Origin of the sequence: Paraburkholderia humisilvae, assembly GCF_902859855.1 — a bacterium.
In the GTDB taxonomy this organism is placed as follows: domain Bacteria; phylum Pseudomonadota; class Gammaproteobacteria; order Burkholderiales; family Burkholderiaceae; genus Paraburkholderia; species Paraburkholderia humisilvae.
The window spans coordinates 196,322-210,654 of the sequence record NZ_CADIKH010000007.1; the positions used below are offsets into that span (position 1 = coordinate 196,322).

Genomic DNA, 14,333 nt, shown 5'->3' on the forward strand with positions numbered 1-14,333 from the left:
CTTTTACGTTTGCCAGGTTCGAACCCTGTGCATGATTGCATCCGCAACGTGCGGCGTGCCCTGATCCGATACTGCCCCGCACGATCCGGCGCGCTTTACAATCGAACTTCGGCCGTCGAACGCTATCGGAAACATCCATGTCCGTCCAATCGAAGAAAGAACAGATAGAGGTACTGCGCAATCAGGGTTTCGTCATCGTGCCGGGGCTTCTGTCGCCCGAACGTTGCGGCGAATTGAAGCAGATCGCGCAACAGCAGTTACGGGAAGCGGCGGCGCCAATCGAGTTCGAGGCGGATTTGCGCTATCCCGGTGCGCCGGATTCGAAGCACGCCCCCGGCGGTCACACGGTGCGCCGGTTACTCGATGCCTACGCGCGCCATGAGCGCTTCCGGGAATCGGCGACGTCACCGGATATTCGCGGCTGGATGGAGTTGTACTTCGGCGAAGAGCCGCGTCTTTCGCGCGCGCATCACAACTGCATGATGACGAAGCACCCTGCGTACGGCAGCCTGACCGGCTGGCATCGCGACGCGCGTTACTGGTCGTTCGAGCGCGACGATCTGGTGTCGGTGTGGTTTGCACTCGGCCGGGAGAGCGCCGACAACGGCGCGCTGTGGTTCGTGCCGGGTTCGCACACGGCGGCGCTCACGTCCGGGCGTTTCGACGACGCGAAATTTTTTCGCTCGGATCTGCCTGAAAACCAGGCGTTGATCCAGACCGCGGTGTCGCCCGAATTGAATCCCGGAGACGTGGTGTTCTTCCACTGCAATACGCTGCATTCGGCTGGCAAGAACGTGACAAACGATGTGAAGTTCTCGCTCGTGTTCACGTATCACGGTGCGAGCAATGTGCCGTTGCCCGGCTCGCGCTCGGCATCCAAGCCCGAAGTGGCGTTTTGAGCCGGTGGCGGCACGCGCGGGAACCGTTGCGCATCATGTGCGAACGTTACGCTGACGGCCGAGCGCCGGCAAAGCCGTGACCGGGCGACCGACGATCGTTTCTAGCGTCTGCCTGACAGCGTGAGCCCGATCAGCCCGGCAATGGTCGCGACCACGCCGCCTGCCAGCAGGAAGATTGTCTTGTTGGTCGGCGCGCCGGTGAACACGCGCGAGACGTCGTTACTGAACGAGTGAAACGACTGTCCGCCAAAATACAGCAACACGATGCCACCGACGAGCAACGCGACTGAAACCGCCTTGGTCATTGCAGAATCCTCCCGGATGTTATTTGCCGCCGCAGTGTAGGGGAGCGGCGCTGGCGCGTCCAATTCCGCGTGGTCCCGCAGTGTGGGCCGCCGCGGAACCGGTGTGCAGCGCTCTCGCCGATTCGCTAACATAACGTATTCGTCGTACGAACTTTCGTACGAATACCGGCAGCGCGTCGCAAACGCGATGCTGCGCTCTGTTCCCAGAGGTTTCCCCGGCGGGTTTCATCGAGAATCAAGGATTCGAGCCATGGCTTACGAAGCAGCTTCAGCACGCTATTCCGACATGCAGTACCGTTTTTGCGGCAAATCCGGCCTCAAGCTGCCGGCGTTGTCGCTCGGTCTGTGGCACAACTTCGGCGACACGACGCCGCTTTCGACGCAACGTGAAATTCTCCGTACCGCGTTCGACCTCGGCATCACGCACTTCGACCTTGCGAATAACTACGGGCCGCCGTACGGCAGCGCGGAAATCAACTTCGGGCGCCTGCTGAAGGAAGACTTCAAACCTTACCGCGATGAACTGCTGATCTCGTCGAAGGCCGGTTGGGATATGTGGCCGGGTCCGTACGGCCAGGGCGGCGGCTCGCGCAAGTATGTGCTCGCGAGTCTGGACCAGAGTCTGCAGCGCATGGGGCTCGACTACGTCGACATCTTCTACTCGCATCGATTCGATGCTGACACGCCGCTCGAAGAAACGGCCGGCGCGCTCGCTAGCGCCGTGCAGCAGGGCAAGGCGCTCTATATCGGCATTTCGTCGTACTCGGCCGCAAAGACGCGTGAGATGGTGAAGCTGTTGCGCGAGTACAAGGTGCCGCTGCTGATCCATCAGCCGGCGTACAACATGCTGAACCGCTGGATCGAGCACGAACTGCTCGACACGCTCGAAGAAGCCGGCGCCGGCACCATCGCGTTCACGCCGCTCGCGCAAGGTTTGCTGACCGGCAAGTACCTGAACGGCGTACCGGCGGACGCGCGCGTCAACAAGGCGGGCGGCGGATCATTCAGCCAGGAGCATCTGAGCGCGCAAAACACCGAACATGTGCGCAAGCTGAACGAGATTGCGCGGCGACGCGGTCAGAGCCTCGCGCAAATGGCGCTTGCATGGGCGCTGCGTGACCCGCGCGTGACCTCCGTGCTGATCGGCGCGAGTAAACCCGAGCAGGTGCGCGAGAATGTCGGCGCGCTTGCCAACCTGTCGTTCACGAAGGAAGAACTGGCGGAAATCGATCGGCACGCGATCGAGGGCGGGGTCAATCTGTGGGAAAAACCGTCGACGGATCAGCGAGTCTGAGCGCGATACGCTCAGCCCGTCGATCACCCGAGCCGCCGTAAGGCGGCTTTTTACTTTCCGAACACCCGGTGTGCGCCGCTATACCAACGCAGGCAAACCTTCGACTAGCACCACCGCAAACACGACGCCGAGCAGCGCGCCCAGTACGCGTAGCGAGTTATGCTTGAGGGCCGAGTTGCATGGCATGGCGCCAAGAAAAAGCGCGCCGGCGAGCGCCATCGGGATGACCAAAATAAAATCACTGATCGTGAAATAGGCCATGTTCGTCTCCTTCTCTATTACTTGTCGAGCGGCCGCGTGGTCGTTCTAGCACATATCTTGCGGCAGTAGCGCTCGATTTGAGTATAGGTGACGTTGCGGATGCCGGAAGGTCGTGCAGGCGTACGAAGCACCTATCGGCATCGACGCCAAAGTGAAGCTGGACAGGGCTGAGCGACATTCTTCAGCGGTCTTCGCAGGGTCACGAAAACCGCGGCGCCCGCTTGCAACCACCTTTCGGAATATGCGGGTTGACGTGGTTGCGCGCGCAGTAGAGCAGGGAAAACGCTGCGTAGCCCCAGCGAAAAGTAACGTGAGGCTCGCTCGCCAGTAAGCGCGTGTGTCGCGTTCGGCGAACGGAATGCCGGGTGTCGAGGCGGATGACGCTGACGAGCAAGGAGCAGGTGAACTCGCGCCTCGCATGCATTCCGGCAGTGCGGTCACGAACGGAGTCGACACGTGCGGCGAGCAGCCGGTTGCGCCGCACATGTCTATCGTCAGCCGCGCGGTGCTTGCGTTACGCTCGCAGGTTTGTCGTCTGCGTCGGGAGGATGGACGATCTGCTCGTCGGTGGGCAACTGCGACACGTCCCAGCCGCCACCGAGCGCCTTGATCAGCGCGACGCTCGCGGCCATCTGGCGGCGCGCGATCGTGACCGCCTGCACTTCGTTCGTCAGCGCGGTGGTTTGCGCAACGACCACGTCGAGATAGGTGATCGCGCCGTTCTTGTAGCGGTCGTTGAGGATCGCGAGCGAGCGCTGCGCCGCGGATACCGCTTCATCCTGCGCCTTCGCTTCCCGTTCAAGCACGCGCAACGCGGCGAGGTTGTCTTCGACCTGGCCGAACGCGTTCAGTACCGTTTGCCGATATTGCGCGACGCTCTCGTCGTAGTTCGCTTGCGCCTGTGCCTTTTGGGCCGAGCGTGCGCCAAAGTCGAGCAGCGTGCCCGCGATCGTCGGCCCGAGCGACCAGAAGCGGCTCGGCGCAAGCAGCCACTGGCTGTAGTTGGTGGCTTCGAGGCCGCCCGTCACCGATAGCAGCAGATTCGGGAAGAACGCCGCGGTCGCGACGCCGATCTGCGCATTGGTGTTGACCATCTGCCGTTCGGCCGATGCGATATCCGGGCGCCGCTCGAGCAACGCCGACGGCACGCCGGTCGGCGCGACCACCGGCACGGCGGCGAGCGGGGCGACCGGCAGCGAGAACGTGGCCGGCGGCTGGCCGGTCAGAATCGCGATCGCGTGTTCGAGTTGCGCGCGTTGCACGCCGAGGTCGATTTGCTGCGCCTCGGTGGTGCGCAACTGCGTTTGCGCCTGCGCGACGTCTGCGTCGGTCGCGATGCCGCCGTTCAGCCGATTCTGCGTGAGTTCGACGGCGTCCTTGTACGCAAGGATCGTATCGTCGAGCAGTTGCTGTTCGCGATCGATCCCGCGCAGCTCGAAGTAGTCGGTCGCGAGCTCGGCCTGCATCGACAACAGGATGCTCTGCACGTCAGCGGCGCTCGCCTGCGCATTGGCTTTCGCACCTTCGACGCTGCGCGATACGCGGCCCCATAGATCCGGCTCCCACGTCGCGTCGGCGCCGACCAGGTAGTCGTTCAGCGTGCGTCCCGCAGTCGACTTGAATTCGATGTTTTCGGACGATCTCGTGCGCGAGTAGTCGGCCGAGTACGTCACGACCGGGAAGAATTGCGAGCGGAATCCCGCGACGGCCGCACGAGCCGAACGGAAGCTCGCTTCGGCCGCCTTCACGTTCTGGTTAGCTTTGGCGACCTGCTCTTCGAGCGCGTTCAGTGCGGGATCCTGATAAACCTCCCACCACGCGCCGCGCAATTGGGTATCGGCGGGCTCGGCAGGCTTCCAGCCGGTGCCTTCGAGCTCCTTGTAAGTCGCGGGCGTTGGCGCGGCAGGGCGCACGTAGTCGGGGCCGACCGCGCACGCGGTCAGCAGCGCGGCCGCCGCGATGGCGGCCGCGGCACTCGCCGGCCCCGCACCGGCGACCGATCGGATGACCGAGCCGACGCCGGCGCCCGCACGAACGGCGGCAGCGGCAAGCGTTACGAGTGCGGGCGGGCACGGACGAACAGGACGCATGCGCACTACCCCGCTGCCGCCGCTTGTGCGCTGGCGGTGCCGCTTGCTTCACCGCCCGCCGCGCCACTCGCGGGCTTCGCGCGACCAGCCTTCGTTTGCACGATACGCACCGGCGCGCCGTCGACGATCGAGTCCTGCGGATTCAGAATGACCTGCTCGTTGCCCGACAGACCGGACGCGATCGCGACGCGCGTGCCGTAGTCGGTACCGAGCGACACCGTCACAAGCTTCACGCGCTGCTGATCGTCGACGATGGCGACTTTCACGCCGTCCGGACGGAACAGCAGCGCGTTGCCGGGCAGCGTGTATGGCGTGGCCTGCGAGTTCAGTGCGAAATGGACCTGCGCATACGCACCCGGCAACAGCTCGGCGTTGCGGTTGTCGACGGCGACTTCGACGAGCATCGTCCGCTGCGTCGGGTCCACGGCGCCCGACGTGCGCGCGACGGTGCCCGGATAATGTTTGCCCGGCGTTTCCGTGAGCGTCAGATAAGCGGCCTGATTCGCACGGATTTGCTGCGAATACGCCTGCGGCACATTCACATACACACGCAGCCGGTCCGCCTGCGCGACGTGGAACAGTTCCTTCGCCGGTCCGCCCGCGCTGCCCGCGTCGATCAGCGCGCCGACGTCGACATTGCGCGCCGTCACGATGCCGTCGAACGGTGCATAGACTTTCTGGAACGATTGCGTCTTCTCGAGCCGCGCGACGTTAAAGCGCGCCGCATCGAGCGTGCCCTTCTTCGCGAGCATGTCGCCGACTTTCTCATCGGTTTCCTGCTTCGACACCGACTTGGTCTTCAGCATGTCGGTCCAACGGTCGGCGGTTGTCTTCGCGAGCTCGTAGTTCGCCTGTGCATTGGTGACGTCCGCGCGCGCGGCCCGCAACTGATCGTCGACCTCCGGCGTATCGATTTCGGCAAGCAGTTGCCCTGCCTTCACGTGGGCGCCGATGTCGGCGTACCACTTCCTCAGATAGCCATTCGTGCGTGCGTAGATGGGGGTGTCGAGATAGGCCTGGACGTTGCCGGGCAGCACGAGATCGAGCGCCGCATTCGACTTCTGCGGATGCACGACCTCGACCGGCAGCTTCGCCGCATGCTCGGCGTCACGCTCGAGCGTCGCATGCGCGTCGCGGCGCGACCAGATGCCCTGCACCGCCAGCGCCAGCACGACGATGACCGCGAGCACGGCGATCCAGCGCCCGCGCTTCGTTGCCGCCGCGGGCGTGGCGCCGCGGCTGACCGCGGATTCATCAAGAGGCTTTCCTTCCATCAACGCTCCATTATCAACGGCCAGGCGCTCGCGCGCATCAGGGTTTCTGGACGACATGCCCGGCGGCCCGATGCCGCCGGTCGGCCAGCCGCCGGTAAATCATCGAGAACACGACCGGCACGAATACCAGCGTCGCGAGCGTGCCGATCGTCAGACCGCCGATCACCGCGCGGCCGAGCGGCGCGTTCTGTTCACCGCCTTCGCCAAGACCAATCGCCATCGGCACCATGCCGATCACCATCGCAAGCGCGGTCATCAACACCGGACGAAAGCGCGTGAAACCGGCTTCGATGGCCGCCCGCGCCGCATCGCCGTGCAGGAGGAGTTGCTCACGCGCGAAGCTGACCACCAGAATCGAGTTCGCAGTCGCGATGCCGATACACATGATGGCGCCGGTCAGCGCCGGAATCGACAGCGTCGTATGCGTCAGGAATAGCACCCAGACGATGCCCGCCAATGCGCCGGGCAGCGCGGTAATGATGATGAACGGATCGAGCCACGACTGGAAGTTCACGACAATCAACAGATACACAAGCACGATTGCAAACACCAGTCCCGCGAACAGACCGCTGAACGACGCATTCATCGTTTGCACCTGGCCCCGCACCTCAATCGTTGATGCCTGAGGCAGATCGGCTTTCGATGCCTTGATGATCTTGTTGATGTCATCGGAGACGGCGCCGAGGTCGCGGCCGTCGGCGGTGCCGTAAATGTCGATAGTGGTTTGCGCGTTGTAGTGCGTGAGCACGGCGTTGCCGGCCTCGCGCCGCATGGTCGACAGCGCGCCGAGAATGTTCGTGTGGCCGTTCGCGTTGAGCGGAATATTGGCCAGCGACTGCAGCGAGTCCATTGTGTACTGCGGCGCTTCGGTAATCACGTTGTAGCTCACGCCATTGCGCGGATTGAGCCAGAACGTCGGCGTCGTTTGCTGGCTGCCGGATAGTGTGATCAGCAGGTTGCGCGCAACGTCGTTCTGCGTGAAGCCGGCCTGCTGCGCGCGCGTGCGGTCGACGTCGATAAAGATGCGCGGCAGGTCCGCCGGCTGCTGGATGCGCGCATCGGCAAGACCGGGCACGCTGCGCAGTTTGTTCAGCAGATTGGCCGCGAACGCGCGATTAGCGTCCACGTTGCGCCCGACAATCTGGATATCGATCGGCGACGGCATCCCGAAGTTCAGCGTCTGGCTGACAATATCCGCGGGCAGGAACGAGAACTGGACACCAGGAAACTCGTCAGTCAGCGTGTGTCGCAGTGTGCGCACGTAGTCGGCGGTCGGATGATGGTCTTCGTTCAGCGTGATCAGCACGTCCGCGTCCGACGTGCCGATCGTGCCGGTGTTGCTGTACGACAGGTTGATACCTGAAACCGGCAAGCCGATATTGTCGATGATCGAGTGCAGTTCGTTCGGCGGAATCAGCTGGCGAATGCGCGCATCGACCTGGTCGGTGACAGCGGCGGCTTCTTCGACCCGCATCCCTGTTTTCGCACGCAGATGCAGCGCGATCGTACCCGCGTCGACCGATGGGAAGAAGTCACGACCGAGGAACGGGATCAGCAGCAACGACAGGCCACAGCAAACGAGAAACCCGGCGGTGAACACGCCGGGTTTCGCTACGCGCGCGACCAGAAACCGCCGGTAGCGTTCGCGCAGGTTCGCAAAGCCGCGCTCGAACGCGAGGTGCACGCGCATGAACGGATTGCGCGTCGGTGCGCGAGCGTGATGAGGGTCGGCAGATTGATGCTGATGGCGCAGCAGATACTTCGCGAGCGTCGGCACGAGTGTGCGCGAGAAGAAATATGACGCGAGCATCGCGAACACGACCGCTTCGGCAAGCGGAATGAACAGATAGTGCGCGACGCCCGACAGCAGGAACATCGGCACGAACACGATACAGATCGATAACGTCGACACCAGCGTCGGCACCGCGATCTGCTGTGCGCCGTCGAGAATCGCCTGTTCGAGATTTTTCCCCTGCTCGAGCTGGTGGCTGATGTTTTCGATCGCGACCGTCGCATCGTCGACCAGGATCCCGACCGCGAGCGCGAGGCCGCCGAGCGTCATGATGTTGATCGTCTCGCCGAGCGCCGACAGCGCGATGATCGACGTGATCATCGACAGCGGAATCGAGACCGCGATGATCAGCGTCGCACGCCAGTTGCCGAGAAAGAGCAGGATCATCAGGCCGGTCAGGCACGCGGCGATCAACGCTTCGCGCAGCACACCCTGCACCGACGCGCGCACGAACAGCGACTGGTCTGCGACCGGATCGATTTTCAGCGACGCGGGCACGAGGTTGCGCAGCGTCGGCATCATGTCCTTGATGTCGTTGACAATCTCCAGCGTCGACGTATTGCCGCTCTTGTTGACGGTCAGCAGCGATGCGCGCTGGCCGTTCACACGCACGATATTGGTTTGCGGCTGGTAGCCGTCGCGGACGTGCGCGACGTCGCGAATATAGATGGTGCCGTTCGCGGTCGTCTTGATCGGAATGTTGTTCAGGCCAGCCAGCGAATCGGGGCTCGCGTTCAGTTGGACCGAATATTCGGTTGAGCCGATCTTCGCGGTGCCGGTCGGCACGATCAGGTTCTGCGCGCTGATCGCGTTCACCACATCCATCGGCGACAGATTGCGCTCCTGCAGCTTGCGCGAATCGATATCGACCATGATCTGGCGCTGCTTGCCGCCGTACGGCAGCGGCACCGAAGCGCCGGGCACGGTGGCGAGCTGCGTCTTCAGGAAGTTGTTACCGAAGTCGTACAGCTCCTGCTCGGTGAGCGACGGCGACGACAGCGCGAGCCGCAGAATCGGCACGGTCGACGCGTTGTAGCGCAGAATGTTCGGCGGCGTGATGCTGGGCGGCAGCGAACGCAGTTGCGATTGCGACAGTGCCGTGACTTGCGCGAGCGCTTCCTGGATGTTCGCGTGCGGCTGGAAAAAGATCTTCACGACCGCAACGCCGTATAGCGAAGTCGATTCGATGTGCTCGATATCGTTGACCGTCGTCGCGAGCCCGCGCTCGTAGTTGAGCACGATGCGCTTTTCCATCTCGTCGGCGGGCAGACCCTGGAATGTCCAGATAACCGACAGCACCGGAATGTCGATGTTCGGGAAGATATCGGTAGGCGTGCGCAGGATCGTCAGCGGCCCGACGATTAGCAGCAGCAGGGCGAGAACGACAAACGTATACGGGCGCCGCAGCGCAAGGCGAACAATCCACATGTACGGTGCGGTCCGTTGGGGCCGAAAGGACGGCGCCGCCGAGGGCGGCGGGCGTGTGCGCAAGTGTGGCTGCAGACCACCGCGCGCGACAGGAATATAACGCGTATCGTAGTGTACATGTCCAATTTTGAGAGTTGCCGCGCGAACGGTTTATGATGGGCCGTTTACAGCACGTTACAGTTAGCGTTTCGTAAGTTGATTCGATCGAAACAGCGGTACATATGCCTCTTTTTTCGGCTTTTGGCGGTGCGGGTAAAGTGGTAACAATGGATTCGCCCCGCGACGAAGATCAGGTGCATGCACAACTTTTTGACCGGGGCGGCGTTTTTCATTGTCACATTGACCGGCGCAATCCTCCGAAGCCGGCAGATGCAGAACGGGGAAATATCATGCAAGTCGGTTCTATTGTCCGATCCGTGCATATCGCTGTGCCTGCGGGCGCACGCGGGATTGTCATGCGCATTCTGGGCGACATGGCCATGGTGGCGTGGTACGCGGGTGAGCCCGGCACGTCGCCGCAATTGAGCACGGAACCCTTTTTCCTTGAAGATCTGATCGACACGGGTGAGCTGGTGCGTCCGGCTGGCGCCGCGCTGCACTGAGCGCGAGCGACGCTTTTCCGTTGCGCTTCGCGGGCGCGGTTCGCGCGCGCGCTTCATAGCCGTGTCTCATGACCGTGTCTCATAGCCGCGTGCCAGAGCCGTGTCTCACCACGGTGCTTCACAACGCACGTTACGGACGCGCGTCGCGGCTCACCTGTTGAGCGTCGTCACCCCTGCCTTCACGCCCGTGTCCGCGTAGGCGCGGCAAACGCTCGTCTTTGACGGCGGCGCGGCGCACAATGCGGGCATGAACGAACACACTCCCGACCTCGGGGACGGCGCCGCCGTTCCGTTTACCCGGCTGACGCCGGAATGCGTGCTCGACGCGATCGACAGCGTGCTTGCGAGCACCGGCGCGCGTACCGACGGGCGCATGCTGCCGCTCAACAGCTACGAAAACCGCGTCTACCAGCTCGGCATCGAGGATGGTGCACCGCTGGTCGCGAAGTTCTATCGGCCGCAACGCTGGTCCGACGCCGCGATCCTCGAAGAACACGCGTTCGTCGCCGAGCTTGCCGCACGCGAGATTCCCGCCGTGCCGGCGCGCGCATTCGAAGGCCGCACGCTACACACATTCGACGGCTTTCGTTTCGCGCTTTTCGAGCGGCGCGGTGGCCGTGCGCCTGAACTCGAGCAGCGCGACACGCTTGAGTGGCTCGGCCGCTTTATCGGACGGATTCACGCCGTCGGTCGTACGCAGCGCTACGCGGAGCGGCCCACGCTCGACATCGGCACGTTCGGCTACGAGTCGCGCGATTTTCTATTGACGCAACGCTTCGTACCAGAAGACCTGCGCGAAGCGTGGCTCACTGTCGTGAACCTGGCGCTCGAGGGTGTCGAACGCGCGTTCGAACGTGCGGGCGATATCGCGCCGCTGCGCATGCACGGCGATTGCCATCCGAGCAACGTGCTGTGGACCGACGCCGGCCCGCATTTCGTCGATTTCGATGACAGCCGGATGGGACCCGCCGTGCAGGACCTATGGCTGTTGCTGCCGGGCGACCGCGGCGACGCATCGCGCGCGTTGACCGATCTGCTGGGCGGCTATGAGGACTTCTGCGAGTTCGAGCCGCGCGAATTGCATCTGATCGAGGCGCTTCGTACGCTGCGGCTGATTCACTATTCGGCGTGGCTCGCGCGGCGCTGGAACGACCCGGCGTTTCCGGTCGCGTTCCCATGGTTCAACACGCAGCGTTACTGGGAAGACCGCATTCTCGAACTGCGCGAGCAGATCGGCGCGATGCAGGAAGGGCCATTGTGGCCGGTTTGATCCGCGTCGCGCGAGCCCGCACCGCGCGGTGCGTTCACGGCGCTTCGGCGACGACTTTTTTCGCGGCCTGAGACACCCGGCCGCGCGCGCCTGCGGCGCCGGCAGCACTGGCGGCGCCTGCCTGCGCGATGCCGGGCAGCGTCGATTTGACGATCACCTCTGCGCGTACGTCGCGGCCGATCGTCTCGATGCCCGCGCGCATCTGCGCAAACTCGTCCGGTGAGCACACTTCGCTGCTAAAGCGCGTGCTGCCGTCGCGCGTCATCGTGACGACGTTCGTTTTCGGATCGTACTGATAGGTCGAATGGAACTCGACGAAACGGTCTTCGGTGTGCGCGGCCTCCGGCATGTCGAGCACGCGAAAATTCGCGGGCAGTGCAATGCGTGCACGCTCGTGAAGTTCGACGTTGCGGCAGACGAACGGCTGCGTGCGCTGCCGCTCGCCGAGCCAGTAGCGGGCGTCCGATTGAAAGCCGCCGACGAAGCTCGTCAGAGCGGGAATCGACGCGGCCGCGCCGGGCACGACGAAGTCGTCGAGCGAGCCCTTCATCGTGACGATCAGCGGGCCGCTGGCGGCATCAAGCGCGTTGGTCGACAACGTTGCGTTGCCGTTCAGGTTGGTCGCGCGCAACTCGCCCTGAATCGCTTCTTCGCGCTGCGCGGGTGTTTGCAGACGCAGCATCGTACGCCCCTGCTCGGCTGCCCAGCCGGTCGCTTGCAGGCGATAGACGAAATTGGCCGAGCCGTCCGGCGCGACGGTAATCGTGAGGTCGGTGTCGCGCACCATCGACGCGGTCGTCGGCGTGTGGCCGAGTGTGCCCTGATCGACGAGCACGGTGGGCCGGTCCATATCGGTTGACGGCAGATAGCCGAATTCGACGTTCGGCGCGGTCGAGTCCGCATAGAGCCGCAGGTCCGGCAGCCACGTGATCACGTGATTCAGTACGCCGAAACCGGGCACCGAAGGCAGCGTATAGACGGTGCCGCTATTGATCAGCGCCGGCTCGTTGCGAATGCCGACGACGCTGAGCAGCGCGCCGTAAAGGGCGACGTGATCCTTGCAGTCGCCATAGCGCAGCGTGAGGATATCGGCGGCGCGATGCGGCACGACCGCACCCCGCCCGACGTTGACGGCGACATAGCGGATGTTCTTGCGCACCCAGTCGTAAAGCGATTTCGCTTTGGCTTGCGGTGTGCTGTCCGCCTCGGTTAGCGTGCGTGCGAGACCGACGATGGCCGGGTCCGATGCGGTTGGGTCGACCGCTGACGCTTTATAGGTGGCCGCAAAGGCCGCGTAGTCGCGGTAGGTCGACACCATCAGCCGGTCGCCGTAGCTCACGTATGAAATCGAACCGTATTCGAGGCGTCCAAAGCGCGCCTTGTCATAACGGAACTCGTAGCGCGTGCGTCCAGCCTGGGTGCGCGGCGGCTCTGTGACGAAGCCGCGCGCGTCCGCGTAAAGCGGCACGTCGGCGGGCAAGTCGTAGATCAGGCGAAAGTTGTGGGTCGGCGCGAGATCGGGCGGTGTGAAATCGCTGAAATAGCCAGGCACGATCGGTACCTGCTGCGTTTTCCGGTACGTCAGGTGAATCTGGGCGCCGGCTTCCACAGCAGGGAACACGATGACCTTTTCGAGGATGTCCTGAAACATCGGCGCGTCGAACGAACGCTCTTCCTGCACGTCGTGAATCTGCTCGGGCTGCACGTCGTGGCGCACGCCGTCGGCGCCGATCGTGTAAGCGTCGATCACGTCGACGCTCGCCATGTTGCGGTTGTACCAGATGTAGTGCTGCGCCACGCGCGCGACGCCGGCCTCGGTGTTCACGCGCAGCGTCAGGTCGTCGAGCTTCACATACGAGCCGTCGGCGTTGACGGTGAAGGTTTGGGTCTCCTGCTCGTTCGTGTACGGTTCGACAGGATTGGCCGGGCCGACGGCGGAGCGCAACGCCGGGTCGTTCGCGATGCCTTGGGTTATGCCGACGCCTGGGCGCAGACCGTCAGTGTTGCTGCTGGCGCCGGCTGCCGACGCGCCGGCAGTCCAGACGGAGGCCACGATGAAGACGAGCACGAGAGGGCGCATGGGATCGTACGTGACCGCGATGACGGTTTGCGGGATGAGCGGACTTCACACTTAAAAGGCCCACAAATCGGTTGTCAAGCCGGGAACGTACGTAATGGCGACGACAAGGATCGTGGCGATGCTCGATGCATGCCGACGGTCGCGCGACCCGCGGCGTTGGCTATGCCTTGCCGCTCAACACGCCGAAGTTGCTGATCTTCACTTCCCCTTCGGGAAAGCGCGCGATGATTTCCAGTTCACCGCCGAGCCCACGAATGTGCTCGCGCAATGTCGAGATATACATGTCCGTGCGCTGCTCGACCTTCGCAATGCTCGGCTGCTTCACGTGCAGCACGATTGCCAGTTCTTCCTGTGACATGCCTCGCGCCCGGCGCAGTTCGTTCAATGCCATTTCCGCCATCAGACGGTGCGCCTTGTCATTCGAGCGGACTTGAGATTCGGGCGACATTTTCGCCCGCAGTTCAGCAAACTTCCTGGCCATGATCGGCTTCCTCCTGTTTCAATTGCGCGAGATGTTCGCGATACAGCGCGTCGGCGCGCGGGATGTTCCGGTCGTACCAGCGCCCGTCGCCGGTCTTATCACCCCCCATCAGCAAAATGGCGACGCGGGCGGGATCGAACGCGTACAGCACGCGCAGCGGCCTGCCGTCATGCTGGATGCGCAATTCACGCATGTTTCCGTAACCCGAGCCGTTGACCTGACTCGAATGCGGATGTCGCAAATACGGACCGTATTCTTCGAGCAACTGCACTGACGCCGCGACCGACTCCTGTTCCGATTCGCTCAAATCGCTCCACCAGTCACCGAAAGTATCGGTGTATTCAACGTCCCAGTTCATAGACAAATATAGCCTCCAAAGAATATTCCGTCAACGGAATTACTATGCCGGGATGCCTGCGTGCGGCAGTCCCGATGCACAGAGGCTCATGCTATGGAGGTTGCGAGGAAAGAGGCAGTCAGCCGAATGGCTAACGTTGAAGGGAAGAACAACAGGACACGGAACAGAAGATATCCGGCCGCGGCGTGGCGCGCGGCCG

General features: G+C 63.2%; 12 protein-coding genes. 4 read left to right on the forward strand and 8 right to left on the reverse strand.

From position 1 onward, the window contains the following. Positions 1 to 137: 137 nt before the first annotated feature. Positions 138 to 899, forward strand: a complete 762-nt coding sequence (locus HV796_RS09340) for a phytanoyl-CoA dioxygenase family protein (RefSeq protein ID WP_175226188.1) — start codon at positions 138 to 140, stop codon at positions 897 to 899. Between the two features lie 101 nt (positions 900 to 1,000). Here the strand turns inward: HV796_RS09340 and HV796_RS09345 are convergent, their stop codons facing one another. Beyond that, positions 1,001 to 1,204 (reverse strand): DUF3185 family protein, encoded by a 204-nt coding sequence (locus HV796_RS09345; protein ID WP_175226189.1) that lies wholly within the window; start codon positions 1,202 to 1,204, stop codon positions 1,001 to 1,003. A 250-nt stretch (positions 1,205 to 1,454) separates the two neighbouring features. On the opposite strand from HV796_RS09345, the gene mgrA reads away from it, so the two are divergent. After that, positions 1,455 to 2,498, forward strand: a complete 1,044-nt coding sequence (gene mgrA, locus HV796_RS09350; RefSeq protein ID WP_175226190.1) for an L-glyceraldehyde 3-phosphate reductase — start codon at positions 1,455 to 1,457, stop codon at positions 2,496 to 2,498. Between the two features lie 78 nt (positions 2,499 to 2,576). Here mgrA and HV796_RS09355 read toward each other — a convergent pair whose 3' ends face one another. From HV796_RS09355 to HV796_RS09370, 4 genes are all read right to left on the reverse strand, one after another. Then, complete coding sequence (locus HV796_RS09355) at positions 2,577 to 2,759, reverse strand: hypothetical protein (protein ID WP_175226191.1); 183 nt, start codon at positions 2,757 to 2,759, stop codon at positions 2,577 to 2,579. A gap of 494 nt (positions 2,760 to 3,253) precedes the next feature. Continuing rightward, positions 3,254 to 4,849 (reverse strand): efflux transporter outer membrane subunit, encoded by a 1,596-nt coding sequence (locus HV796_RS09360; RefSeq protein WP_175226192.1) that lies wholly within the window; start codon positions 4,847 to 4,849, stop codon positions 3,254 to 3,256. A gap of 5 nt (positions 4,850 to 4,854) precedes the next feature. Next, positions 4,855 to 6,123, reverse strand: coding sequence for an efflux RND transporter periplasmic adaptor subunit (locus tag HV796_RS09365; RefSeq protein ID WP_175226193.1), 1,269 nt, complete (start codon positions 6,121 to 6,123; stop codon positions 4,855 to 4,857). Positions 6,124 to 6,160: 37 nt separating this feature from the next. Beyond that, the gene (locus HV796_RS09370; protein ID WP_175226194.1) at positions 6,161 to 9,343 is read right to left on the reverse strand and encodes an efflux RND transporter permease subunit; all 3,183 of its coding nucleotides are present in this window, start codon (positions 9,341 to 9,343) and stop codon (positions 6,161 to 6,163) included. A gap of 389 nt (positions 9,344 to 9,732) precedes the next feature. Here HV796_RS09370 and HV796_RS09375 point away from each other — a divergent pair, with 389 nt between their 5' ends. Then, positions 9,733 to 9,945 (forward strand): hypothetical protein, encoded by a 213-nt coding sequence (locus HV796_RS09375; protein ID WP_175226252.1) that lies wholly within the window; start codon positions 9,733 to 9,735, stop codon positions 9,943 to 9,945. A 247-nt stretch (positions 9,946 to 10,192) separates the two neighbouring features. Continuing rightward, a complete protein-coding gene (locus HV796_RS09380; RefSeq protein ID WP_175226195.1) occupies positions 10,193 to 11,215 on the forward strand; it encodes a serine/threonine protein kinase in 1,023 nt (340 codons plus the stop codon). 34 nt (positions 11,216 to 11,249) lie between these two features. On the opposite strand, the gene HV796_RS09385 is transcribed toward HV796_RS09380, so the two are convergent. The 3 genes from HV796_RS09385 to HV796_RS09395 all read right to left on the reverse strand — a co-directional run bounded on the left by HV796_RS09385 (position 11,250) and on the right by HV796_RS09395 (position 14,134). Then, a complete protein-coding gene (locus tag HV796_RS09385; protein WP_175226196.1) occupies positions 11,250 to 13,295 on the reverse strand; it encodes a DUF3857 domain-containing transglutaminase family protein in 2,046 nt (681 codons plus the stop codon). 160 nt (positions 13,296 to 13,455) lie between these two features. After that, a complete protein-coding gene (locus HV796_RS09390; protein WP_175226197.1) occupies positions 13,456 to 13,776 on the reverse strand; it encodes a helix-turn-helix domain-containing protein in 321 nt (106 codons plus the stop codon). Beyond that, positions 13,757 to 14,134: a type II toxin-antitoxin system RelE/ParE family toxin gene (locus tag HV796_RS09395; protein ID WP_175226198.1), complete on the reverse strand. Its 378-nt coding sequence runs from the start codon at positions 14,132 to 14,134 to the stop codon at positions 13,757 to 13,759. The genes HV796_RS09390 and HV796_RS09395 overlap by 20 nt, the downstream gene beginning before the upstream one ends. Between the last annotated feature and the right edge of the window lie 199 nt (positions 14,135 to 14,333).